We start from the raw sequence: 23,905 nt of genomic DNA, 5'->3' as shown, positions 1-23,905 counted from the left end.
CTCTAATTACAGTGAGCTGTATTTTTCACGCAGACGCTGACGAACAAACTCAGCAAGCGTGTTAAACACGAAGGTGAAAATAAAGAGTACAAAGGCTGCCAAGAATAGAATGCGATAGTGTGAACTACCCACTTCAGATTCCGGCATCTCTACGGCAATGTTTGCTGCTAACGTACGCATACCTTGGAAGATACTCCAATCCATAATCGGGGTATTACCGGTGGCCATGAGTACAATCATGGTTTCACCCACGGCGCGGCCTAAACCCATCATAACCGCCGAGAAAATGCCCGGACTCGCTGTCAGCAAGACCACCCGCACTAAGGTTTGCCATTGGGTAGCACCTAGAGCTAGAGAGCCTTGCGTAAGGTGGCGAGGAACACTGAATACTGCGTCTTCGGCAATCGAAAATATGGTCGGAATAACGGCAAAGCCCATGGCAATTCCTACCACCAACGAGTTGCGCTGATCAAAAGTCATACCCAGTTCATTAGTAATAAACTGACGTGCATTACCATCAAATAACCAGTTCTCGACGCTGCCGCTCATAGCAAAGGAAACCCAGCCAACCAGTAGCACAACCGGCACCAAAATAATTGAGTGCGCTCCATCAGGAATACGATGACGGATCTGCTCAGGCAGTTTTGTCCAAGCAAAGGCAGTGCTAATAATGGCAACGGGCAGCAATATCAACAACGCGACTATGGCGGGCAAGTTTTCCTCAATCAAAGGCGCTAACCAAAGACCAGCAAGGAAACCGAGAATAACGGTTGGTAAGGCTTCCATAATTTCAACGGTGGGCTTCACCACTTTGCGTAGTTCGCTAGACATAAAGTAAGCGGTATACACAGCAGCAGAAAGTGCAATGGGCACAGCAAATAGCATGGCGTACATCGCCGCTTTAAGAGTACCGAAAGAAATTGGGATCAGTGAAAACTTAGATTCAAAATCATCACTGGCCGACGTTGATTGCCAAATATAATCAGGCTCAGGGTAGCCTTCATACCAGACTTCCTGCCACAACCCAGACCAAGTTACCTCTGGGTGCTCATTCTCAATTTCTATCACCTTCACTTGGTTATCAGCCAAGATCAGCGCTGCATTTGAACGCGGAGCAATGGCAAAATTTTTGATCATGCCATCGGCCACTTTGCCCTGCCATAGTTTCGCTTCACTGGTGGTGTAATACACCCCAAGCTCACCATTGTCACCGGCAGTAAAGAAAGTGCGGCGATAAAATTCGGTGTATATATCAATGGCTTTTTGCTTTGAGGTTTCAAAGGCGCGGATTTTCTTAAAGGCTTTGCCGTCATCGGTGTTCACCTCAAACCACTGCGATACCTCGCCATTGTCGTTTGCCAGCATCAGTGAATTGGCGCCAGCAAGCAGCTGCGCGGAAATAATGTTGGCATTTTCTTCGTTAGCAGCAAGTACTTGCGTCAGCTCAACGTCGCTGGCATAACGGCTGTTATAGATATAAATTTGGTTGGCTGAACGCACGAAAACGCGACTGCCGTCGGGCGAGATCAACAGCTCATCAATGCGGCCATCGATGTTAAGCTCGGTTTGTTCAGCAACCCACTCAACCTCGCCGGTCATGAAGTTTTCTTCACCGACATAGGCGCTAAATACCACTCGCTTGTCTGCGGTTAGGGCCACCATCACCACTTTTTCTTCGCTTTGCGAGAATGCAAAACGTTTAATGGCCTGACCTTGTGGGTCAACCTCTAGCGGCTTTTCGCCTAAAGGGTAAGTCAAACGTGGAGTCAACTTGCGCTGATTATTGGGGAAGCTCACCATAAAGCTTGGCTTAACGATAACCGCCTCACCATTGCTTAAACCATAGGCATATAAACCTTGGTGCGGTGCGCTAGACGCAAAGCTGGTCACGTCTGCAGGAAGAGCCGTTTTCAGCTCGGTCATTTGTTGACCAAAGCCTTGCTCTTGAATGTTGTAAAAGTCCACCGCCCCATCACGCTTAAGCAGATAGGCAATTTCGGTTTGTTCTTCAAGCCCTAAGCCGACAACATCCTGTTGTGCAACATCAAAGCTTGCACGCTCTTCGATGTGCGCAGACTCAAAAATAGGTTGCACCACATAGAGGAGATAGAAAAATATCAGCAACAGCGCCACGAGCACCATTACCCCGCCAGAGGTAATGCCAAACTGGGCTATCTTGTCTTTAAATAGACGGCTTCTATCCGTGCTAAATGTTAAGTTTTGCGGATTGGAAGTCATCAATACACCCTTATATCTTTACGATGCGCGGATTATATTTCATCAAAATGACAGTTTTGTTACATAACGGAAAAACTAGTACGAAATGAGTGAAAAACAACCAATACTGCCAAGGCTGTTTTTACATCTGGTTATGACCTATAGCAAATTGCCATTGCGAAGAATTGGACAAACCCCGAAAAGGGGTCAATACTTGCTCATAGCGAGCACGTGAAGACCACCTTAACTTTTTAATAATTATACGTTTATCTATCTTATTTTAAGGCTGTGCTCGAAAAAGGCAGCCGCATGAGCTGACTAAATTTCCACAATAATAAAGAGACCGTTATTTATGCAGCAGTTAGTACTGACCGTATTAGGCCAAGATCGTCCCGGCCTCGTTGAAGAACTTTCCTCCGTCATCTTAGATCATCACGGCAATTGGCTAGCCAGCAACCTCTCACATCTCGCTGGTAAGTTTGCTGGTATTGTTCAGGTCGAGGTCGCTGAAGAGCACCTGAAAGAGCTTCAAGACGCACTACAACAATCCCCGCACTTAGAGATCCGTATTGAGTCGGGAGATAAACTTGCCAATGACACACCTGAGTGTTTAAACCTTGCGATCACAGGAAATGATAGACCTGGTATAGTGCAAGAATTAGCCGCAGTGATCCGTCACAAAGGCGCCAATATCACGCACCTGACATCGAAGCAACAAAGTGCTCCCAACTGGGGTTCGCCCTTATTCAGTGCGGTTGCTACGGTTACCTTGCCAGCGGGAATGCAGCGCGATGTCGTGATTGACGCTCTGGAATCAATCACCCCAGATGTTATCGTTGATATAGAAAGCTAAAAACAACTTGTATCTACTAAGAAGATGACAGCGCTGTTATGTCATCTTCTGGTCATACTGCGGTAATAAATTAATACACTCACGCAGACTCTCTTCTACACTGAGTGTATTATGAAACCGGAACATATTGTTATGCAGGCGAGCTACTACCCCAAAGAGCTCAGTTGGCTTTCTTTTAATGAGCGCGTACTGCAAGAGGCAAAAGATAAAAACAACCCTATCATTGAACGCATTCGCTTTCTGGGCATATTTTCCAACAATCTTGATGAATTTTTTCAAGTGCGCGTTGCTGACGTAAAACGCCGAATCCTGCTGAACAAACTTCCTGATGCAAACTTCGATGAAGATGAAGCCCTGATGCAGCAAATTCAGGACAAAGTACTTAAGCTAGGGCAAGACTTTAACGTTATCTATGATGATATCTTAGTGGCCCTCAACGAGCACAATATTCATGTTGATCGACCCGAGCAACTCAGTGAGTTTCACCAGCAATGGCTGTTAGCATATTTTAAATCTGAAGTATTAGAGCACCTGTCGCCCATTCTGCTTGATCAAAACAAAAACTATTCCGAGCATATCAACGACACCATGACCTATTTATTTGTCGAAATGCGTCATGAGAAAAGCCATTATGCATTGTTGGAAGTGCCGACCAACCGACTACCACGTTTTGTGCAATTACCTGCGGAAAAAACCCGCCGCCACAAAACCATCGTTCTGCTTGATGACATCATTCTCTATTATCTTGAACAGGTATTTGCCAGCTTTTTTAGCTTTGACGCCATTCGTGGTTTCGCCATAAAGCTCACTCGTGATGCTGAATATAACCTCGACGATGAAATCGAAGAAGGCCTGTTGGATAAAATGTCAAAAGGTCTAAAACAGCGGTTGCGCTCAGAGCCTGTGCGTTTAGTATACGACAGTGCCTTGCCCGGGGAGATGCTTAAAGCACTAAGACGACGCTTGGGGATCACTCGCTATGATGCCCTGATCCCTGGCGGCCGCTATCGCAACTTTCGCGACTTTTTAGCCTTTCCCAATGTCGGCCGGCGCTACCTTGAGAACCGCCCTCTGGCAACCATTCGCTCACACACTTTTGATCATTTCACAAGCGTATTTGATGCCATTAGCCATCAAGACATTCTGCTGTATTACCCCTACCATACCTTCAATCACTTTTTGAACTATGTGCGCCAAGCATCTTTCGACCCTGACGTATTACATATAAAGGTCAATATTTATCGCGTTGCCAGTCAGTCGCGGTTAATTGGTGCGCTGGTGAATGCGGCAAAGAATGGTAAGAAAGTCACCGTTATGGTGGAGTTAAAAGCGCGCTTCGATGAACAAAATAATATCCAATGGGCAAAGAACTTGGACGAAGCTGGGATCAAGGTGATCTTTGGCATCCCTTCTCTCAAAGTGCACTCCAAACTGTGCGTGATTCATCGCAAAGAACACGGGCAGATTGTGCAATATGCACATATTGGCACCGGCAACTTCCATGAAAAAACAGCAAAAATATACACTGACTTTAGCTTATTCACTCGCGATCCCGAGATATGTGAAGAGTGCGATAACGTGTTTAAGTTTATCGAGCACAGCTACAAACACTTTAAGTTCCAGCATCTGATGGTCTCACCTGTGAATGCGCGTGAGCGTATCGAGGAGTTAATTGATGAGCAAGTAGCGCTAGCAAAGAAAGGTCACATTTTTATCAAGGTCAATAACTTAGTTGATAAAGAGTTAATTGATAAGCTGTATATCGCGGCCCAGGCAGGGGTTAAAATAAGGCTGATCATTCGTGGCATGTGCTCTTTGGTCCCCGGCATCAAGGGGTTCAGTGACAATATTAAAGTCATTAGTATCGTAGATCGTTTCCTAGAGCATCCTCGGGTGATGGTCTTTGGCAGTGCTGAGCATACCCAGGTATTTATTTCATCCGCTGACTTGATGACACGTAACCTTGATCACCGGGTAGAAGTAGGCGTCCCTGTTTATAATCGCAGCTTGCAGCAGGTAATCATCGATATACTCGAGTTACAGTGGCGCGATCGCAGTAAAGCCCGAGTGATTGACGCCGAGCAAAGAAATCATTACGTTCGTCGAGGGAACAAGAAAAAAATCCGCTCGCAAATTGCCATTCATGATTACTTAAAGAAATGGGAAAGCAATCGTGCACACCAATGATGTCACTACTTTCGCTGCTGTCGATTTAGGCTCCAACAGCTTTCACTTGTTGCTAGCAAGAGAGGTTGATGGTCGTTTAGAGGTGTTACACAAAGAAAAGCAGCGCGTATATCTTGCCGCTGGCCTTGATAACAACGACTGCCTGAGTGATGAGGCCATAGAAAGAGCGGTCAGCGTTTTACGGCAATTTGCTCGCACTCTCATCGATTTTCCTGCCGCCAACGTTAAGGTGGTTGCGACCTATACCTTACGCCGGGCGCGCAATATCAAAAGCTTCATGCGCCGTGCTCGTTCGGTGTTTCCATTTCATATCGATGTTATTTCTGGTCAAGAGGAAGCACGCCTCATTTATCAAGGCATCGCCCAACACGTACACCATGAGGGGCTACGTTTGGTGATTGATATCGGTGGAGGTAGTACCGAGCTGGCCATCGGAGAGCATCACCAACACCAGCGTTTGAGCAGCAGAAACATGGGCTGCGTGAGCTATTCGCAACAGTTTTTTGCTGACGGGCGTATCTCAAAAAAGCGCTTTAAACGCGCTATTGTTAAAGCCGAGCAAGAGTTAGAGTCTATCGCGAATAGCTTCATCCAATTAGGTTGGCAACATGTACTGGCCACCTCAGGTACAGCCAAAATGCTCAGCGCCCTGTGCCATCAAGGTGACTTAACCCAGCCACTCACCCAAGCAGCATTGGCAACCTTGATTGAAGCAAGCTGTGACTCAGGCCATATAGAGCGATTGGAATTTGCCGAGCTCAGCGAAGAGCGGCGACCCACTTTTTGTGGTGGCCTAGCGATTCTTTACGCCGTGATGACGTTTTTTGATATTGATGCACTCACCTACTGTGACTTTTCACTGCGCGAGGGCATTCTTTACGAGCTCACAGAGCTGCACGCGCACAAAGATATACGTGTTGCCACGATAGCCAATATCTCCACTCGATATGTGGTTGACAGTGAACATGCGGCCAATGTCAGTGCCACCTTGCAATGGCTCTTTCCTCAAATTGAGCAGCCTTGGCAGTTAACCCATGAGGATGATCTCCCCGTGCTGTTATGGGCAGCTCAGCTGCATGAGGTTGGCTTAAGCATAAACTCCTCTGGATTACATAAACACAGTGCCTACATTATTGCTAATAGCCAACTTCCGGGGTTTACCCAAGAACAACAACGGTTACTTGCATGTCTTATTCGCTTTTACAGAAAAAAAATTAAGCTCAAAGCGTTGCCTGAATTTATTGCGCTTCCTTCACTAACGTTGAAGCGCATGATTGCCCTATTTCGTCTTGCTGTATTAATGAATCAAAAGCGCCAAGCCAAGCAAAAGCCTGACTATAAAATCAGCGCAGAGAGTAATGCACTCACGTTGCAATTTGGCAAGCAGTGGCTGTCTGATAACACCTTGCTCGCTGCCGACCTTGAGGCCGAGCAGCAACAATGGAAAAAGCTGGGGCTAGATTTACACGTCTTTTAGGCGATTAGCGCTTTGCATCATTTGTTGTAACGCATTTTGTTCAGTGAGCAGTATTTGCGAAAGCACGTCTTTACAATCTTCAATCTCTGCGCGCTCGGTCAGGTACTGATAAAGATCGATAACCTGTTGATGTTTTTTGGCTAGGTAGTTTTGTACTTGCTGCTCATCATGGGCCATATCGGCACTTAATGATTCGAAGTCAATCAGCTCTGGATTTTCGGCAAAGTACTCATAGCACCAGGTATTTAACGCATTAGAGCTGGTTAATATTTTAAAACTGGCAACGTCAGCAGCAAGCTTCCCCTCATACCCACTTAGATAATCTAACAGCATGGCACAGCGCTTATCGCTGCTTAAACCGAGCTGTTCAAAATTGGCAGCAAGTCGGTTGTGAAATTCCACTGTCCAATCCAGTACATGATTAATCTTTTTAACTTGCATATAGCCTCCTTTAGATAGTGTTTTATACACAGCAAGTTTCATGCACAAAAAAAGCCCGCTGTCACACGGGCTTCTTAATACAATGGGCATGCACTGTTAGGTAATTATTTCACCCTAGGGTGTAAAAGATCCAAAGACTCATTACCAACATGATGGCGTTCTCAGAAAAGCTGACGGCTCCTAGAGGGACTGATTGATTACCACCAACACACGCACAGTTGAGGTCACGCTTATCGATATATACGGCTTTAAATACCGATATGCCGCCAATGAGACCGGCAAAAGTCGCGATCACAGCCGTCGCCCATGGCCATAAGCCGCTGAGCATCCCCAGTCCGGCGGCAAGCTCTAAAAACGGATAAATGTACCCATAAGCAGGGAGCTTCATGGTCAGTAGATCATACTCTTTAAAACCATTAACAAAACTGCCTATATCCATCAATTTTAACAGCGCCAATAAACACAGTGATGCGCCCATAAAGCTCATCACTAAGGTGGTTAATTGCCATCCCATATGCCCAGCGCTTAGCGCAAGGGCGATAGCAAAAGCGGTGCTAAATACTGCAATAACGGGCGTATAGCTTTGCTCATCGTCTTGCTCATCGCTCTGTACACCAAAGTGTTGCTGTAAATCATCAAAACCGCCGATACGCTCACCATCCAAGATGATTTGCGGTGTAGTGCCAACATCGAAGCGAGATTTAAGTGCTTGCTCCTCTTCCTTATCGGCAAAAACGTGATCTTCATAGTCAACATTCTGGCTATCAAGGAGCGCAATGGCCTTTTCACCAAATGGACAACTCGGTTTGCGATAAATATGATTATTACTCATGTCGACTCCTTGTTTGTGTGTTTACCCGCCATAAGAAATACACAGCCGGGATAACGATCAGTGTCAGCAACAATGCACTTGCCATGCCACCGACCATAGGCGCGGCAATGCGGCTCATTACCTCACTGCCGGTACCGCTGCCATAGAGTACGGGCAACAGCCCAATAATAATGGTCGCAACCGTCATCATTACAGGGCGCACTCGCAATCCAGCACCGGTTTTAATCGCTTGGCGTAACTGAGCCGGTGTTAATGGCCCATGCTGGAGCTTGGCCTCATCATAAGCTTGATTTAAATACACCAGCATAATCACGCCAATTTCTACGGCGACACCGGCAAGAGCGATAAAGCCCACACCCACAGCCACCGACAGGTTGAATTGCATCAGGTAAAGCAACCACACCCCACCGATAAGCGCCAATGGCACCGTGCCCATGATAATGGCGACCTCAGCAAAACGGCGAAAGTTTAAAAACAACAAAATAGCGATAATAGCGAGGGTCAAGGGCACCACATAACTGAGCTTGGCTTTCGCCCGCTCCATATATTCATACTGACCCGCAAAGCGCAGTGAGTAGCCAGGAGGTAACTCCAAAGACTGCTGCAGATAGGCTTTAGCTTCACTAACATAGCTGCCCATATCGACGTTATTGATATCGACAAACGTCCAGCCGTTAATGCGCGAGTTTTCGCTCTTGATCCCCGCAGGCCCCGAAGTGACGCGAATGTCGGCAACATCATCGAGCTGTAATTGCACGCCAGTAGGGGTAATAATGGGCAACCTCCCTAAACTTTGTGGCGAATCACGGTAGCTTTGCGGAAAGCGCAGGTTAATGGGGTAACGCTGTTGCCCTTCGATAGTTTGCGTTAGGGTTTGCCCCCCTACCGCAGTGGCAATCATGCTTTGCACTTGCGCCATAGACAGCCCATAGCGGCCAAGCAGCGCGCGGTCAAAACGAATATCTAAATAGCGTCCTCCTGCCACCCGCTCAGAGTACACCGAGGCAGTGCCGGGGAAGTCTTTCAATAAACGCTCAATATCCTGACCAATTTCTTGAATTTTATTTAAATCTGGCCCCGCCACTTTGATCCCCACCGGGGTTTTAATACCGGTGGCGAGCATATCGATCCGGGTTTTTATCGGCATCACCCAAGCATTAGTTAACCCAGGAAACTTAACGAGGGCGTCTAACTCGTCCTTAAGCTTATCGATGGTCATGCCCTCACGCCACTGACTCTTTGGCTTAAACTGAATAAAGGTTTCAATCATGGTCAATGGTGCAGGATCTGTGGCGGTATCAGCGCGGCCTATTTTACCGAATACCGAAGCCACCTCGGGCACGGTGCTGATCAATTTATCGGTTTGTTGCAGTAGTTCACGCGCTTTACCGATTGATAACCCTGGATAAGTGGTGGGCATGTACATTAAGTCGCCTTCATCCAAAGGCGGCATAAATTCGCTCCCCAGCTTACTCAGTGGGTAGTAGGTTGCCCCACCCACTGCCAGCACTAATAACAAAGCAATCTTAGGGAAACGCAAAACGCCACTGAGCAGCGGCCGATAAAGCGCAACCAATAGCCGGTTTAATGGGTTTTTATTCTCACTGACTACTTTGCCACGAATAAAGTAGCCCATAAGCACAGGGACCACGGTAATAGCTAGACCAGCAGCGGCAGCCATCGCGTAGGTCTTGGTGAACGCCAGCGGCGCAAACAAGCGCCCCTCTTGGGCCTCAAGAATAAACACTGGCAAAAAGCTCACCGTGATAATTAGCAAGCTAAAAAATAGCGCCGGCCCCACTTCGGCCGCCGACTGCGCAACAATACGCCAGCGGTTATCGTTATTCAGCGGCTCTCGCTCCATGTGTTTATGCATGTTTTCTATCATCACAATGGCGCCATCGGTCATTGCCCCAATAGCAATAGCAATTCCGCCCAACGACATGATATTGGCGTTAATGCCCTGCATATACATGACGATGAATGCCACTAAGATACCCAGAGGTAAGGTGATCACCGCCACCAGCGAAGAGCGCAGGTGAAAAAGAAAGGCCGCGCACACTAACGCGACAATGAGAAGTTCTTCAAGCAATTTATCAGCTAAGTTATCAATAGCGTTGCCGATGAGGTTTGAGCGGTCGTACACCGGGACGATTTCCACGCCTTCAGGAAGGCTGCCACGCAGTTCATCTAGGCGCGCCTTAACACCATCAATCGTACGCTGAGCATTCTCACCAAAGCGCATCACCACAATACCGCCAACAACCTCGCCTTGACCGTTAAGTTCAGCTATACCTCGGCGCATTTGCGGCCCCAGGGTTACTCGCGCCACATCGCGCAGCAGCAAAGGCACACCATTGTTTTGAATCCCCAGCGGCGTTTGCGCTAGTGCGTCAGTAGATTGAATATAACCGGTGGCAGTGACCATATACTCGGCTTCGGCTTGTTCTATCACAGAGGCGCCAATCGCTTGGTTGTTATCTTTTACCGCCCGTGCCACCATCGCCACAGGAATGTCGTAGGCGCGCAATTTTTGCGGGTCGAGCTCAATTTGATACTGCTTTACCATGCCACCGACCGTGGCCACTTCGGACACCCCGTGCACCGCTTGCAGTTCGTACTTTAGCAACCAGTCCTGAATACTGCGCAGTTCACTTAAATCATGGCTGCCTGTGGTGTCAGTGAGGGCGTAAATGTACACCCACCCGACCCCGGTGGCATCGGGACCCAGGCGTGGCTGCGCGCTACTCGGTAAGTCTCCCTCTACTTGTGACAAATACTCTTGTACGCGTGAGCGGGCCCAGTACATATCGGTGTCATCATCAAAAATGATGTACACGTAAGAATCGCCAAAGAACGAAAAACCGCGCACGGTTTTTGCCCCCGGCACTGACATCATGGCGCTGGTGAGTGGAAAGGTGACCTGATCTTGTACTACCTGAGGGGCTTGACCAGGGTAGCTGGTTTTGACAATCACCTGCACATCAGACAAATCTGGAATTGCATCAACCGGGGTGTTCTTTAAGGTATATAAACCAGCCCCGGTGAGCATCAAAGTCATTAAAACCACTAAGGCACGGTTTTTTATCGACCAATGAATAATAGCCGCAATCATGATGCACCTTCCTGCTCGCTTAGGATCTCAATATCGGTGATCACAAATTGCCCTGCGCGTATCTCAAAACGAAAGCGGATTTGCATACCTTCACTGAGAAAATCAGTGGCCAGCCCAGCATCTAATTTGAAATCCATGGTCGTCGCTTCTCGATTCCACTTTTCAATCGGACCGCGCGCGATACGTACAGTACGCTCAGCGTGATTAATAGCTTTTACTTCACCGTTCACCCTGGCATGGGCATAGTCGCGTTTATCCAAGCGCGCCAGCTCAGCTTGTTTATTTGACTCGGAATCCAGTAAGAATTGGCCGGAGGTCACTATTTCTTGACCTGGCTCTAAGCCAGCGAGAATCTCGACCCATGAATCGGCCACGCGACCTGTATGCACCGCTACCGATTTAAAGCGTCCATCGCCGAGAGCCAGCACCACACGCTGCCCTTGCGCGGTGTTAATCACCGCTTGCTGAGGCACACTCAAGGTCGGGGCGTTATCGCTAGCATCAATGACAACTTTGGCAAACATATTTGCCTTGAGCGCACCATTTGGATTGGCAAAGCGCAATCTCACTTGCGCTGTGCGCGTCGTCGTATCTAGGCTGGGGTAGACGTATTCAACGCTGCCACGCCAGCGCATTTGTGGTAAGTAATCCAGCGTCATAACCGCGTCTGCGCCTTCGTTTAAATACGGCAATTGACGCTCATGGACATCGACAATCACCCATACTTGGTCGGTTGCAGCTATATCCATTAATGAATTTTCGGGCTTAACGTAAAAGCCTTCGCGCACATTAAGCTGCTCAATCACACCATCTTGTCGCGCATAATAGGTGATATTCTGCTGCACCTTGCGTGTTTCGGTGAGCTCTTCGATAAAGCTGGGGGCAATTTTAAAGGCTTTTAAGCGTGCGACTGCGGCGCTACGCAGCACCTCGTCTTGGCTATTAAGGGCAAGAATAAATTCCTTTTGAGCGTTGACTAAATCAGGGCTATACAAAGTATATAAAGGCTGGCCCTGACTGACTTTCGCGCCTGCAGATTTGACATAAAGCTGTTCAACCCAACCGGCCACTCGCGGGTGCACATGAACCATGGCTTCTTCATCGTAGCGAATATTGCCAAACGATGTAATCGAGTTAACCAGTTGCCGCTTTGACACTTGCGCACTGCGAACACCGAGGTTGTTCTCAACACTGGCGCTAATGGCAATGACGCCCGGTTCATCTTCAGGCTCGTCATAGACAGGCACCAAATCCATCCCCATAGGAGATTTCCCTGGGCCATCGCGACGATAGCTGGAGTCCATTGGCGCGACCCAGTAGAGCGGCTGTTTCTCAGCGCTTTGTTGTTCTTCGGTTGATGATGCGGGTGCACCATCGTGACTTACTTGGGTCACACCCCAAGTAACTGCAGCCGCAATACCCATCGCGAGTGCATACTTCACTAATTGTTTCATTTTGCTTACCTAGAAATAGAGATATCAACAGTATGTTGCTGTGCGCCGGACGCACTGGTGCTAGGTCAAGCAATAATAGGGGGTCTAAATAGGCTGGTGGCGAGTCGCGTCGGAGCACGACTCGGTTGTAGGTGTGACTTCGTGGCAACAACAATACTTGCAACAACCATATTGTTGGCTATGAAAGCTTGCGCATGACACAAACTATCTGGGCAGGTGCACTGCATATCCTGCTCGCAACAGTCATGTTGACTGGGCTGGCTATCGGCCATAACCGCGTGATGCGCCATCATCGAACTCATAGCATCATTTTGCTGTTGCATATGAGTACACTGGCTTTGCACCGACGCACTCACCGGCGTACTAGCTAAAACTAGCAGCAATAAGGTGATGATGTAATGCGTCACTTTCGCCATAGTGAATGAAAGCCTTGGTTAGGTTATTTGCTATGTGTTTGCAGCTCGCGCCGCATCTCTTGGTTAATCAGTATACTTGATATAATCGACATCAGGCAATACGCGAAAAACAACCAAAAACCAATGTGCAGTTGCGCGTTCATATCCACAAGCTGCCCAAAGTGGTCATCAGCATTGCCTCCTAAGTAGGTAATAATTAGCGCTAAAACAAAGACATCGGCCATACTCCACTTACTTAGCAGAGCACTTAGCCAATGTAGCTTTAAACGCCATTGCCGTGTGTTTATCAGCATTGCTAATAATTGTAAGCAGGTTTTAAACAGCGGTATAAGCAGTGAAAATGCTCCCACTAATACTGCGACCAGTACGTTGTCATGGTGATAGAGTTCACTCACCGTCCCCCATATACTGCGCGTTTTGCCGTAGGCGTCTATTTGCCCCTCGAGCTTATCTAGTCCCAGCATTTGTGACAGCATACTGAGCATACGCCGACTCTGCGAGTCGGATTCAGCTACCAAGGCATCCACTGCGGTGTTGGCTAGTTGTGACTTTTCAATTTTTGCCTCGATAGTCAACGCCGGCTGAGTAACCGCCACCGCAAGAAGCGCCAAGGACCCAAGCAAAAACAATATGATAACAATGCGACCCACAAACACGCTCCAAATTTATCACCTAAGGTCAGCATACTGTGTCGCTAGTCGCTAAGCAATTCCATGGTTTTATCGCAGTAAATTCGCGATTGTGACAGCGCTGCATACAATACTTGCGGTTCACTGGCTGGGCGAATGGTTTGCAAAATTTCCTCGGCGAGTGGCCACTGGCATTGTTCGCATGCGTACGCCAAGTTAAGAGCTTGGCCCAGCATTCCTTGGGCATTAAGCAAGGCACCGCTGAGCGCCCCATCAAGAGAGAATTCCTTGGCCAAGTTTTCCAGCGACACATCCAACACGGCATCAAGTACAGATAAAAGCCCTAGAAGATAACCCTGCTCTACCATCGCCTTGCCCGCTGGCGACACTAATTCGGCAATAAGCTGGGCACGCATTAGCCCGAGCTTAGTTAGCTCTGCGGGTTTTTGGGCGCCTAGTTCTCCTAATGCGAGAACGCGAATGAAGCGACGAATACTTTGCTCACCAAGGTAAGTCACTGCCTGTTGTAAGGAGCTAATATTGGCGCGCGTACCACTGAGGCCATTAGCCATTCTTAATATCCGCGCGGTCAACGAAACGTCGACACTAATGCGTTTGGCGATTTCTTTGAAATCAATTTCGGCGCTCATGGTTAATTGCAGTAATTCAATTATTACACGCTTGGCAGGGCTAATATTTTTAAATTCCAGCATCGCGGGTTTGGCAAAAAAATACCCTTGTAACAGATCGGCTCCGGCCCCCAATACTGCTTTTGCTTGCTCATGGGTCTCTATGCGCTCAACAATAATTTGTGCTTGTGGATACACCATGCGCAATTTTTTTATCAGCATCACTGTACTGATAAGTTTTGGCTCCATTTCAATTTTAATGTAATCCACCAGCTCTAACAGTGGCTGCCACTTGGGATCTTGATCATAGTCATCCAGTGCAAATCGGTATCCTTTTTTCTTCAAGGCACTGACGACATGAACAAGTTCAGAGACTCCTCGGCTGCGCTCAACAATCTCAATCACGGTGTTATCTTTAGGAAGTAGCTGGGGGATTTGCTCAAGTAATGCGTCTGTGGCCAAGTTTAAAAAAGCAGGTAAGCCGGCACTGACTTTTTCGAGCCCTTGCAACAAAATAAGGTCGAAAAACATGCGACCCGTGGCTTTTGAGTCTCCCATCCCTTGAGGGAAGCAATTTTGTGGCGAATCCCGATAGAGAAGTTCATAAGCAACTAATTCGCCGGTGCTTGAGAATAGCGCTTGCCGGGCGACATATTGCGCCTCCAGCTGTGAAGGGGTCTGGGAGTCTGATTGTTGCATTTACCACCTGTCGCTAAACTCTTCGCTCTATTACTGATATAACGCTTAATCGGTGAGTTGTCACTGTAAACTTTCACTTTCTTCTTTTCACACCTGCGCAATAGTTAAATTACCACTATGCTAGTTAGTAAATAGCTTAATTTCTTAAAACGAATGCGGTTCTACGTAGTTTGCTTATCTGTCATGGCCTTGCTGATCTCTTCATTGGTCAGTGCCCAACCCTTAAAGTACAATGTCAACGCCAGTGGAAGTTGGTACCCCTATGCTACGCAAAGCGCAAAGCACCCAGGCATTGTTCGCGAATACATCGCGGCAGTGATGAGCGAAGCAGAGATTGCCAGCCAGCATGTCAGCTTGCCACCTAAGCGCACCGTTCAGTCCATTCAAGCAAAGCAGCTGGATTTTGAAGTCATCAGTCCCAGTTGGCTTTCCCAAGCGCAGCGCCACGACGAAAAGTTTGTATTCTCTGCACCACTGTTTCCAGTCGATGAGTATCTAGTAGCCCTAACATCTAAAGTACATCAATACCAAACACGCGACAGCATTTTTCGCCAAACAGTGGGCACGGTAAGAGGGTATTACTATCATGATGATAATAGGTTCGAACGTATGGATTTTAATAGCGAACGAGAGTTGATTTTGGCTCTACATCGAGGTCGCATTGATGTGGCGATCATCGGCGATTTACCGGCTAAATATTGGGCTCATCGTTTGAGCGTTGATATTGCTTTAGGGGGTCGCCACTCAAGCGGACAGATGCATATCCGCTTGCTGCGTGAACATCAGCCGCTATTACCTCGAGTGAATCAAGCAATTGAGGAGTTAAAAAGCCAAGGTTTCTATGAGAAGCTAAAACACCGATATATCGCGCTTTACCTGTAAAACATTACCTTTTGTAAGGTTATTTTGGTTATAATTGCCATTTCTCCCTACCAAAAGTTAACTATGAGTATTGAACAGACCCTCAAACAGCGTAGTAATAACACCTGCGAACTATGCGCCAGTCAAGATAACCTCAGCGTCTATGCGGTACCACCTGAAGGCGAAGCCCATTCAGATAAAGCTATTTTAGTCTGTGCCACCTGTGCAGCGCAGCTTAATGGTGATGAGCAACTCAGCGCAACTCACTGGCATTGTTTAAATGACAGTATGTGGAGCCCAATCCCAGCAGTACAAGTTGTAGCTTGGCGGTTGTTGAATCAATTAAGTACCGAGCACGGCTGGGCCATGGACATGCTTGATATGCTGTATTTGGATGAACCAACACAGCAATGGGCTCAGGCTGCCATTGCTGAAGAAGAAGATGTTATTCACCTCGACGCCAATGGCGTGCGCTTAAATGCAGGTGATACCGTGACACTTATTAAAGATCTTGATGTAAAAGGCTCAAGCTTGGTGGCGAAACGTGGCACCGCCGTGCGCAATATCAGCTTGACCCCTAACCCTGAACACATCGAAGGACGTGTAGACGGACAGCGCATAGTCATTGTCACCCAATATGTAAAAAAATAAAAACCCCTCAGTGTCATGGCGATGTACTACATTAAGTACCTATTAATGCATATTTTCTTACACTTTCGTTAGCATTTAAGGAGTTTATGTAATGAGTATGAATGTCACTTTACCCGCCGTGGCTCTGACCACACTTCTACTTGGCGCTTGTAGCAGCTCAGTTGAGCCGCAACAGCAAAATATAGCTCCTGCGGTGCAGAGCAAAACCATGCAGGTTCAGGTTATGTACCGCGACCGCAGTTTGCTTCCGCCTGGGGCTGAGCTAAAGGTTACCTTAGCCGATGTTTCCTTGATGGACGCTCCTGCAAAAGAACTGGCAAGTAAAACCCTGCCCTTGGAGGGAGCGCCCCCGTATAACGTTGAGCTCACCTTTGACTCGTCTGAAGTAATCGCCAATATGCGTTACAGTGTGAGTGCCAAAGTCACTCGTAATGGCGAACTACTCTACATTACCACTGAGCACAACGATCCCTTTGGCACCGTGCAGTCACAAAGCCCAATCAAAGTCATGATGGAAAAAGTTGCGAAGCCCGATGTGTCTCTGACGAATACCTATTGGAAGGCCATCACCTTGAAAGGTAACAAGGTACAAGTAACTGAACGTGAGCCGCATATGCAGTTTCACGATGATGGTAAAGTAAGTGGTTACTTAGGCTGCAACAACTTTACTGGTCAATATGTTAAGGGACAACATTTCGGCTTGCGTTTTAAAGCAGTCGCTAGCACCAAGAAAATGTGTATGGACTCGATGGCGCAAGAAAGTTCAATGAGTGAAGCGTTAATGAACACGTTCAGCTACGACATTATGGGTGAAAAACTGGTTTTGCGTGACGAGCAAGGGAGCAGCTTAGCCACCTTTCAAGCTGTCTATTTCAACTAAAGAAACTACTGGGTTAACGCTTATGTTTTAGCACAGCGTTAGCCCTAAATCGCGGCGCCTAGTGAAGGTTAGTTGCTCACCTTTAAGTAAGTATCAAGTTTTTTGCCATCTAGGGGCTGCGCATAGTAATAACCCTGCCCTTCGTGACAACCAATGGATTTTAAAAATTGCAGCTGTTGTTCGGTCTCAATGCCCTCTGCAATAACCCGTAAATTCATTCTTTTAGCTAACGAGACCACTAGCTCGGCGATTTCACCGTTATCCTGTTCGGGGATCCCCTTAACAAAAGCTCGGTCTATCTTGAGCCGATCAAAGGGTAACTTGTGTAAGTAACTTAACGAGCAAAATCCAGTGCCAAAATCATCAATCGCCACGTCAATACCGTAACTTTTGAGCTCATTAAGCGTGCGCGTAACCTGCTCAACCTCGTCCATAACAACGCTTTCGGTGATTTCCAACTCTATTTTATCACTGGGTACGGCAAAGCGCGCCAAGGTTTGCGCAACGCTCTGAGCATAATCAGACGCTTTAAACTGTGGCACCGAGACATTCACCGATATTTGCATATCAACGCCATGCTGGGCTAGCTCTCGCTGTTTGGCACAGGCCTGTTCAAGCACCCACTGGCCAATCTCTATAATCATCCCCGCGTCTTCAGCCAAAGGCACAAATACGGCCGGAGAAATAAACTGACCTTGCCCTATCGGCCAACGCAATAGTGCCTCACAACCATAAGGCTGCGCCGTTGCCAAATCTACTTGCGGTTGGTACCACACCTCTAGTTTGCCATCTGCAAAGTCTTCCCGCAGGCGTCTTATCATCGACAAGCGATGGCTCACCTGCTCTTCCATTTGTTTATCAAAGTAGCAGTCACTATGGCTAATATCGGCTTTAGCATGGCTTAATGCGATCGACGCTCGCTTTAAGGTGCCCAGCGCAGTGCTGTCAAAATGAGGCTGAGTGCACAATCCAAAGGTAAAATTTAAATGCAGCTGATGCTCAGCCGCGATAAAGGGCGCACGCAACAACTGGTGTAATTGCGCAAAGGGGAGTTGCTCCTCATTACTTACTACAGCGAAGAGATCTGCGCCAAGCCGCGCTACGACTTGCGTCTGTTGATGCTGCGCTTGCAAACGCTGCGCCACAGCAACTAACAGTAAATTACCAATATCGTGGCTGAGCCCTTCATTGATGTCGGCAAACCGGGCAATATCAATCAGTACTAAATAATCGTGGGCGTTGGTGTTTTTTTGTAAGCGCTCCAAAGCGGCGATAAAGCCGTTACGTGAACATAACCCGGTAAGTGAGTCTTTAAACGCAACATTGCGTAACCTATCCACCAACAGTACGTTGTCGAGGCCTACGCCCACATTGGTTAAAAGTAGGTCAATGTATTGCATCAGCGCATGCTCAATAATGTGTTCACCCTCAAGGCAAATGACATACTGCTGTTGTTTGGCACGAAAGAAAAAGCTCACCGAGTGTTCGTTGTGTTGGTGCTGAGCTAATTTAAAACTGGCTTTGATCTGCTCTTTTACAGAGGCCGTTAAAGCGCTTCCTTCGAGATGTTGGTGATGCACATTTTGATACTCACCGGTGCCCCCATAGACAATCTCCACACCGTCATCATCTAAGCCACACACCACCCCTTGTTGCGGACCCGCTGTAAAATGAGCAAGGTGTTTGATCGCTGCGCGACTCAAAGGCAGTAATTGACTAAAATTCAGTATTTGCTCGCTTGCCAGCAGCACTTGGGAAAGGGCATGACTTTGCATAGATAATTGCGTTACCTGCTGGTGCGAGCGCAAGGCCGTTACCATGGTGGTGGCAAGCTTCGAGCGGGTCAGTTCAGTTTTAGTGCGGTAGTCATTAATATCGTATTGGCGGATGATCTGCTCTTCAGGGGCATAACCTGGCTGCCCTGTGCGCAACACAATGCGTACCACGTGATTTTTTAATTCTTCACGCACTCGTTTGGCAACAATTAACCCGGCATCGTCACTTTCCATAACAACATCAAGTAACACCACCGAAATAAGCGGATTGTCACGCAAAATATCAACCGCTTGCGTACCATTAAAAGCGTGATGAAAGCGCAACCCCTTGCCGTTGAGCTCAAAGTTAGACAAGGCTAACTCCGTCACTGAGTGTATTTCAGAGTCGTCATCAACAATGAGCACATCCCAAAACTCTTGGGGTTTAGCCGGCTCCTCGTCAAATTCTTCATTAAGAAAAATAAAATCACTACTTGGCGAAGACATAGCCTTCCTTCGAAACCGTAAACAATCGAATATTCACTTACTTAGATGAGCAATATTCACAACTACGGAGATAGAAAATTAAGTTCTAACAGTATAGTCTAATCTTTTGACTATGCTTTTTGTGTTTCTGCGCAGAGGTACTGTGATAACCCTAGCACGCAATGTAATAAAAACTCTAGTTTTACTCGCGCTCATACTGGTGCTGATTGGCCTTATCGCCAAGCAACATTATCGCGTTGAGCGCAGTATTACTCTGGATGTGCCGAGCGCAGCGATAAAGCCTTGGTTGTGGGATTTAACTCAGTGGCAACAATGGCTAGCGCTGCGCCAATTCGACCAACAAGCTCGTTTAGAAGTCCGTGCTCAAGCCCAGGGAGTTGGCGCTCATTTAGGCTGGCAAGGGCAACGCTCCCAAGGGGAGCTAAGTATTGTCAGCGACAGTGCATCAACTCTCAACTATCAATTACTGGTCAATAACGAATACCTCTCGCATGGCCAGTTTCAATTAATCAGTTCAGGGGAGCAGACCCGTGTCTTGTGGGAGCAACAAGGTGAAATCACCCTCCCCGTCATTGGCCCTTATTTAGTCTGGTTTACCGAACATACTCTCGCTAATACCATGACTCACAGCCTAAATAATTTAAAAACAGCGGTGGAATTGGAGCACAAGGATGAGCAGTAAAACCTTCACTGCGCAAACCAAATTGGCGCAACTTATTGCCCAACGAGTTGGTTTTAAAATAAAAAAACAGCGAAACTCTTTACCTGTTCCCGCCCAAGAAGGGGGGTATTCCCGCCAAGGGGCTCGCCCCAGTGGGTTTGTATTCGACCAACGAGTGCCTCTTGCTGAGCGGGCCCTTAAACGTGAAGAGCTCAAGCGCCTAAGACAGCAACACAATATAGAGTCGATTCTCGCCCAGGCCATGCAATACTGCCCAGATACTAAAACCGATGGCTATGTTGACCCTGATTGGTTTGAACGCTTTATGTCGCTTGCCGAAGACTCCGCAACAGCGTCTATGCAGCAGTTATGGGCAAAGATTCTTGCTGGAGAAACGCTGGCTCCGGGGACCTTTAGTATCAAGAGCTTGCAAACCCTAAAGCAAATGACCCAGCGCGAGGCACTGGCTATACAAAAAGCCGCTGCACTGTGTGCTCAGCTCGACTTTGATCATTCTCATATTATTTTATTGGGTTATTACAAACGCCCGTCGTTATTCGACTTACTGCGTAAAGGCAATAAGGAGCAACTCAACTTAGCAAAGGCGGGACTCAGTTACCCTCAAATATTGACCTTGATGGATTGCGCTGTGCTGTATCGCAAAGAAATTGAGTCAGCGAACTTTCGCGCCAAACAGCAACTAAAACTGCGCTTTTACGATACCTCATTAACGCTCACAGCCAAAAACAGTGACTTAGTTCTGAGCTACTACAAATTCACCCAAACGGGTGATGAATTAAGGCGGTTGCTGCGTGCCACATTGAGCCCTACGTTTAAGCAAGCGATAGAGCAAGCACTGCAGCGAGACTTCGATTTAGAGTGGTCATAAAGACAAAAAAAGCGGCCTGCGCCGCTTTTTCAAAGTTTACTATTTAGAAGTGAACTTGTAGCCCTGCGAAGGGGCCTGAAACATCAATATCAGTATTGATATCATCAACATCATCAAGTTCAATCATCATCGCTCGGTAGCCTGCACGTACAGCCACATCCACCGCTAGATTATCAATAAACTCCCACTGCACCCCGACTTGGTAGTCATGCACGGTACTGTCATCTAATGCGAAAAAGCTGCCCTCAGCAAATGCGCTCAAGCCAGTAAAAGGTAAGCCCACTTCACCGCGACCATACACTAGTGGCACAACCCCCGAGTAATCAACGCGCACAGACGAACTGTTGTCGGCCTCGGCAACATAAATATCGCCGTCAAACTGTTTCGCGCTCAAGCCTAAATCAATCGACACCGCATCGTTATCAAAAATTTCATAGTAAAGCACATAATCGGTGTGACTAAGCTCAGCATTGGTCATGATGTTGCTGCCTACCGCAAAGTCGACTCCCTCAAATTCAAAGGTTTGATTAAGCAGTGCTCCGCCACTGATGTCCATCTCCGTGTAACGTAGCTTGACGTTAGGAACCAAAGGAACTGGATGCTCCAATGCTGCGTAGTAGCTGGTGAAGGTTTCATCATCGAAGTTGAAATCTTGCTGCGCATAGCCTTTGCTGCCAAAGCTACCTTCTGGCTCAGCCTGCCAACCTTCGGCCCCCACATAAAGGCCTAACACGGTATCGGCATGGGCCATTGGCGCCATCGCTGCAAGCGATAAACCTGCAGCCACAAAGTATTGTTTCATCATCTACCCTTTTTATCCTTGTGCGAGTAACTCGCTTAACTCAATTAGTGCCGCATTAGCACGAGAAATATAATTTGCCATCACTAACGAATGGTTAGCTACAAGGCCAAAGCCACTGCCGTTAAGCACCATAGGGCTCCACACAGGCTCTTGAGTTGCTTCCAGTTCGCGAATAATTTGCTGGACGCTTACCTTAGCATTTTTCTTTTCCAAAACATCGGCAAAATCGTGCTCAATAGCGTGCAGGAAATGCAGCAACGCCCAGGTAGCTCCCCGAGACTCATAAAACACATCGTCAATTTCCCACCAAGAGGTGCGCACCTCTTGCTGCATAGGTGCATATGTCGCTTGATGTGCTTCGCGATCGCCAGCCAAATCGGTATTAACACGCTCTTGTCCCACGCTGGCGCTGAGGCGTTGGCTGAGGCTACCCAAGCGCTTTTCAGCCTCTTTTACCCAAGTACGTAAATTATCTGCACGGGCATAAAACTGGCTTTGTCTGTCATTACTGTCTGCGATTTGACTGCGGTAGGCAATCAGGTAATCAATGCCTTTTTGATACTCACCTTCGGCACTGGGCCACATCCAAGCAGTGCTACTGATATTAAACTGCGGTTGCGCTTTTTTCAGTGACGGGTGCTCCGTGGATTGCGACTGTGAACGGCTAAAGTCTTTACGCATCGACAACGCTAAATCACGGGTCATCTCCAGCGCTCCATATTCCCAGGCCGGCATGTTGTCCATCAACACGCTAGGTGGAGCCATATCGTTACTAAGGTAGCCGCCCGGTTTGTCGAGTAATGTTTGCGCGACGTTAATCAACGTCGAGGTGGTCACATAACCTGTTACTAGACGCTCGTTTCGTTCGCTCGCTTGCTGTTTTGCCTTTTCCACGACATCGAAGCGATCGGGCTCAATGCTCCAGTAAACGGCAATGAGATAAAATAATAAAAACAATGCAGCAATGGCTGCGGCAATCTTTCCTTTATGCTGAGACATAATAACTCCTAGTGATGATGGTGCTGATGTTCATCGCTGTTATTGTCTTGCGACTGTTCAAGCAAGTTATAGATGCGTGCCTGTGTGAACACACGGTCGCCATCGGCAAAATACAGGGTCATTTTCAGTTGCTCACCGGCTACCAGTTTCTGACTTGGCGCAAATAGCATTAAGTGTAGCCCACCGGGTTGAAATACCAGGGTTTGGTGCGCAGGAACCTGTAACTCTTCAAGCTTACGCATTTGCATCATGCCATTTTTATGTTCATGAGTATGAATCTCCACACGCCCGAGGGTCTCGATCTCGACCTTTTTCAGTACGCGGTCATGATCGCTGTGGTTCATTAACGTAAGGTATCCTACCGAGCTCTCGCTAGCAGGTAAGAAGGTCCGCACCTTGGCTTCACTCACCATAAGTTCGCCATGAGCAGCACTGTGAAAACTGAACAGTAACGACACTGCACAGATGAGGGTACCTAGGGTTGTACGCAGCATAGCGCTTCCTTGTTATGTTACTTTAACTGTACCCTAATATAGCTTAATGACGCCTGAGTGTCTGTAATAAAATCAGTGTACTAGCCGCAAATAGGGCGTTATTTGCAGCCATGGTTGTACGTGTTTATATGGCTAAACCACGATGTGCTCGTCAAACACAAAATGACAAATAAGGTAAATAGCTGCCACCAGCACAGGGGCGTTTAAGAACAAGATCACCATCGCTACGCGGGTGAGCCAAACAGGTAGGTTATGACGTTTCGCAAAGCCGGCACACACACCCGATAACTTCTTATCCAAGGCATCGCGATAAAAGCGTTGATAGCTAGAGTCTCGCATGGGAATACTCCTATTAGTTTAATTCACTAAGTGAGCATCAAGTTACATGCCAAAAGTCATCGCATTGAAAAATAAAGGATTTAAATCTCAATCACCTTTATGTAATTAGCAAAGTAGCT

Annotated in this window: 21 protein-coding genes; 8 read left to right on the top strand and 13 right to left on the bottom strand. The window is 47.5% G+C overall.

The annotated features are described in order from the left end of the window. Positions 1-6 precede the first annotated feature (6 nt). Positions 7-2,238 carry an ABC transporter permease subunit gene (locus EXT46_RS00365; RefSeq protein WP_130144512.1) on the bottom strand — a complete coding sequence of 744 codons (2,232 nt, stop codon included), beginning with the start codon at positions 2,236-2,238 and terminating at the stop codon, positions 7-9. A 331-nt stretch (positions 2,239-2,569) separates the two neighbouring features. On the opposite strand from EXT46_RS00365, the gene EXT46_RS00360 reads away from it, so the two are divergent. The 3 genes from EXT46_RS00360 (at position 2,570) to EXT46_RS00350 (ending at position 6,734) form a co-directional block, all read left to right on the top strand. Further along, positions 2,570-3,070 (top strand): ACT domain-containing protein, encoded by a 501-nt coding sequence (locus EXT46_RS00360; RefSeq protein WP_022945406.1) that lies wholly within the window; start codon positions 2,570-2,572, stop codon positions 3,068-3,070. Positions 3,071-3,181: 111 nt separating this feature from the next. After that, positions 3,182-5,257 carry a polyphosphate kinase 1 gene (gene ppk1 / locus EXT46_RS00355; protein WP_130144510.1) on the top strand — a complete coding sequence of 692 codons (2,076 nt, stop codon included), beginning with the start codon at positions 3,182-3,184 and terminating at the stop codon, positions 5,255-5,257. Continuing rightward, positions 5,244-6,734, top strand: a complete 1,491-nt coding sequence (locus EXT46_RS00350; protein ID WP_240701059.1) for an exopolyphosphatase — start codon at positions 5,244-5,246, stop codon at positions 6,732-6,734. The genes ppk1 and EXT46_RS00350 overlap by 14 nt, the downstream gene beginning before the upstream one ends. Here EXT46_RS00350 and EXT46_RS00345 read toward each other — a convergent pair. The 7 genes from EXT46_RS00345 to EXT46_RS00315 form a co-directional block, all read right to left on the bottom strand. Continuing rightward, positions 6,720-7,175 carry a hypothetical protein gene (locus EXT46_RS00345; RefSeq protein ID WP_026111172.1) on the bottom strand — a complete coding sequence of 152 codons (456 nt, stop codon included), beginning with the start codon at positions 7,173-7,175 and terminating at the stop codon, positions 6,720-6,722. The genes EXT46_RS00350 and EXT46_RS00345 overlap by 15 nt on opposite strands. Positions 7,176-7,284: 109 nt before the next feature. Next, positions 7,285-8,007: a glutaredoxin gene (locus EXT46_RS00340; protein ID WP_130144508.1), complete on the bottom strand. Its 723-nt coding sequence runs from the start codon at positions 8,005-8,007 to the stop codon at positions 7,285-7,287. After that, positions 8,000-11,122 (bottom strand): efflux RND transporter permease subunit, encoded by a 3,123-nt coding sequence (locus tag EXT46_RS00335; RefSeq protein WP_130144506.1) that lies wholly within the window; start codon positions 11,120-11,122, stop codon positions 8,000-8,002. Before EXT46_RS00335 ends, EXT46_RS00340 begins: the two co-directional genes overlap by 8 nt. After that, positions 11,119-12,576, bottom strand: a complete 1,458-nt coding sequence (locus EXT46_RS00330; RefSeq protein WP_130144504.1) for an efflux RND transporter periplasmic adaptor subunit — start codon at positions 12,574-12,576, stop codon at positions 11,119-11,121. The genes EXT46_RS00335 and EXT46_RS00330 overlap by 4 nt, the downstream gene beginning before the upstream one ends. Before the next feature lie 65 nt (positions 12,577-12,641). After that, the gene (locus EXT46_RS00325) at positions 12,642-12,992 is read right to left on the bottom strand and encodes a hypothetical protein (RefSeq protein WP_130144502.1); all 351 of its coding nucleotides are present in this window, start codon (positions 12,990-12,992) and stop codon (positions 12,642-12,644) included. A gap of 23 nt (positions 12,993-13,015) precedes the next feature. Then, the gene (locus EXT46_RS00320; RefSeq protein ID WP_130144500.1) at positions 13,016-13,642 is read right to left on the bottom strand and encodes a paraquat-inducible protein A; all 627 of its coding nucleotides are present in this window, start codon (positions 13,640-13,642) and stop codon (positions 13,016-13,018) included. 44 nt (positions 13,643-13,686) lie between these two features. After that, entirely contained in the window at positions 13,687-14,949 is a 1,263-nt protein-coding gene (locus tag EXT46_RS00315; protein WP_130144498.1) for an HDOD domain-containing protein, read from the bottom strand. Positions 14,950-15,132: 183 nt separating this feature from the next. Here EXT46_RS00315 and EXT46_RS00310 point away from each other — a divergent pair, with 183 nt between their 5' ends. The 3 genes from EXT46_RS00310 to EXT46_RS00300 all read left to right on the top strand — a co-directional run bounded on the left by EXT46_RS00310 (position 15,133) and on the right by EXT46_RS00300 (position 17,341). Continuing rightward, entirely contained in the window at positions 15,133-15,831 is a 699-nt protein-coding gene (locus tag EXT46_RS00310) for a transporter substrate-binding domain-containing protein (protein WP_130144496.1), read from the top strand. A 63-nt stretch (positions 15,832-15,894) separates the two neighbouring features. Next, the gene (locus EXT46_RS00305; protein WP_130144494.1) at positions 15,895-16,461 is read left to right on the top strand and encodes an alkylphosphonate utilization protein; all 567 of its coding nucleotides are present in this window, start codon (positions 15,895-15,897) and stop codon (positions 16,459-16,461) included. A gap of 91 nt (positions 16,462-16,552) precedes the next feature. Continuing rightward, positions 16,553-17,341, top strand: coding sequence for an META domain-containing protein (locus EXT46_RS00300; protein ID WP_130144492.1), 789 nt, complete (start codon positions 16,553-16,555; stop codon positions 17,339-17,341). Positions 17,342-17,409: 68 nt separating this feature from the next. Here EXT46_RS00300 and EXT46_RS00295 read toward each other — a convergent pair whose 3' ends face one another. Next, positions 17,410-19,602: an EAL domain-containing protein gene (locus EXT46_RS00295; protein ID WP_130144490.1), complete on the bottom strand. Its 2,193-nt coding sequence runs from the start codon at positions 19,600-19,602 to the stop codon at positions 17,410-17,412. 142 nt (positions 19,603-19,744) lie between these two features. Between EXT46_RS00295 and EXT46_RS00290 the strand changes: the two genes are divergently transcribed. Both EXT46_RS00290 and EXT46_RS00285 read left to right on the top strand, forming a co-directional pair. Beyond that, positions 19,745-20,284: an SRPBCC family protein gene (locus EXT46_RS00290; protein WP_165381032.1), complete on the top strand. Its 540-nt coding sequence runs from the start codon at positions 19,745-19,747 to the stop codon at positions 20,282-20,284. Next, positions 20,274-21,152: a TIGR03899 family protein gene (locus EXT46_RS00285; RefSeq protein WP_045979212.1), complete on the top strand. Its 879-nt coding sequence runs from the start codon at positions 20,274-20,276 to the stop codon at positions 21,150-21,152. The genes EXT46_RS00290 and EXT46_RS00285 overlap by 11 nt, the downstream gene beginning before the upstream one ends. A gap of 43 nt (positions 21,153-21,195) precedes the next feature. Here the strand turns inward: EXT46_RS00285 and EXT46_RS00280 are convergent, their stop codons facing one another. The 4 genes from EXT46_RS00280 to EXT46_RS00265 form a co-directional block, all read right to left on the bottom strand. Continuing rightward, positions 21,196-21,954 (bottom strand): TIGR04219 family outer membrane beta-barrel protein, encoded by a 759-nt coding sequence (locus EXT46_RS00280; RefSeq protein WP_130144727.1) that lies wholly within the window; start codon positions 21,952-21,954, stop codon positions 21,196-21,198. A gap of 12 nt (positions 21,955-21,966) precedes the next feature. Then, positions 21,967-22,953, bottom strand: a complete 987-nt coding sequence (locus EXT46_RS00275; RefSeq protein WP_022945389.1) for a DUF2333 family protein — start codon at positions 22,951-22,953, stop codon at positions 21,967-21,969. Between the two features lie 8 nt (positions 22,954-22,961). Further along, positions 22,962-23,447: a copper chaperone PCu(A)C gene (locus EXT46_RS00270; protein WP_130144486.1), complete on the bottom strand. Its 486-nt coding sequence runs from the start codon at positions 23,445-23,447 to the stop codon at positions 22,962-22,964. Positions 23,448-23,579: 132 nt separating this feature from the next. Then, complete coding sequence (locus EXT46_RS00265) at positions 23,580-23,786, bottom strand: PspC domain-containing protein (RefSeq protein ID WP_022945387.1); 207 nt, start codon at positions 23,784-23,786, stop codon at positions 23,580-23,582. Positions 23,787-23,905: the final 119 nt, after the last annotated feature.

Source organism: Pseudoalteromonas sp. CO325X, assembly GCF_004208955.1.
In the GTDB taxonomy this organism is placed as follows: Bacteria; Pseudomonadota; Gammaproteobacteria; order Enterobacterales; family Alteromonadaceae; genus Pseudoalteromonas; species Pseudoalteromonas ruthenica.
The sequence above is the reverse complement of the archived record's forward strand: the minus strand, read 5'-3'. Positions and strand labels throughout refer to the sequence as shown.

Excerpts from the sequence above, each read along its gene's own strand:
- ppk1 (WP_130144510.1), top strand. The coding sequence starts at position 3,182 with ATGAAACCGGAACATATTGTTATGCAGGCGAGCTACTACCCCAAAGAG.
- EXT46_RS00285 (WP_045979212.1), top strand. The coding sequence starts at position 20,274 with ATGAGCAGTAAAACCTTCACTGCGCAAACCAAATTGGCGCAACTTATT.
- EXT46_RS00330 (WP_130144504.1), bottom strand. The coding sequence starts at position 12,576 with ATGAAACAATTAGTGAAGTATGCACTCGCGATGGGTATTGCGGCTGCA.
- EXT46_RS00280 (WP_130144727.1), bottom strand. The coding sequence starts at position 21,954 with ATGAAACAATACTTTGTGGCTGCAGGTTTATCGCTTGCAGCGATGGCG.
- EXT46_RS00275 (WP_022945389.1), bottom strand. The coding sequence starts at position 22,953 with ATGTCTCAGCATAAAGGAAAGATTGCCGCAGCCATTGCTGCATTGTTT.
- EXT46_RS00295 (WP_130144490.1), bottom strand. The coding sequence starts at position 19,602 with ATGTCTTCGCCAAGTAGTGATTTTATTTTTCTTAATGAAGAATTTGAC.
- EXT46_RS00265 (WP_022945387.1), bottom strand. The coding sequence starts at position 23,786 with ATGCGAGACTCTAGCTATCAACGCTTTTATCGCGATGCCTTGGATAAG.
- EXT46_RS00345 (WP_026111172.1), bottom strand. The coding sequence starts at position 7,175 with ATGCAAGTTAAAAAGATTAATCATGTACTGGATTGGACAGTGGAATTT.
- EXT46_RS00325 (WP_130144502.1), bottom strand. The coding sequence starts at position 12,992 with ATGGCGAAAGTGACGCATTACATCATCACCTTATTGCTGCTAGTTTTA.
- EXT46_RS00270 (WP_130144486.1), bottom strand. The coding sequence starts at position 23,447 with ATGCTGCGTACAACCCTAGGTACCCTCATCTGTGCAGTGTCGTTACTG.
- EXT46_RS00305 (WP_130144494.1), top strand. The coding sequence starts at position 15,895 with ATGAGTATTGAACAGACCCTCAAACAGCGTAGTAATAACACCTGCGAA.
- EXT46_RS00365 (WP_130144512.1), bottom strand. The coding sequence starts at position 2,238 with ATGACTTCCAATCCGCAAAACTTAACATTTAGCACGGATAGAAGCCGT.
- EXT46_RS00360 (WP_022945406.1), top strand. The coding sequence starts at position 2,570 with ATGCAGCAGTTAGTACTGACCGTATTAGGCCAAGATCGTCCCGGCCTC.
- EXT46_RS00315 (WP_130144498.1), bottom strand. The coding sequence starts at position 14,949 with ATGCAACAATCAGACTCCCAGACCCCTTCACAGCTGGAGGCGCAATAT.
- EXT46_RS00310 (WP_130144496.1), top strand. The coding sequence starts at position 15,133 with ATGGCCTTGCTGATCTCTTCATTGGTCAGTGCCCAACCCTTAAAGTAC.
- EXT46_RS00335 (WP_130144506.1), bottom strand. The coding sequence starts at position 11,122 with ATGATTGCGGCTATTATTCATTGGTCGATAAAAAACCGTGCCTTAGTG.
- EXT46_RS00340 (WP_130144508.1), bottom strand. The coding sequence starts at position 8,007 with ATGAGTAATAATCATATTTATCGCAAACCGAGTTGTCCATTTGGTGAA.
- EXT46_RS00300 (WP_130144492.1), top strand. The coding sequence starts at position 16,553 with ATGAGTATGAATGTCACTTTACCCGCCGTGGCTCTGACCACACTTCTA.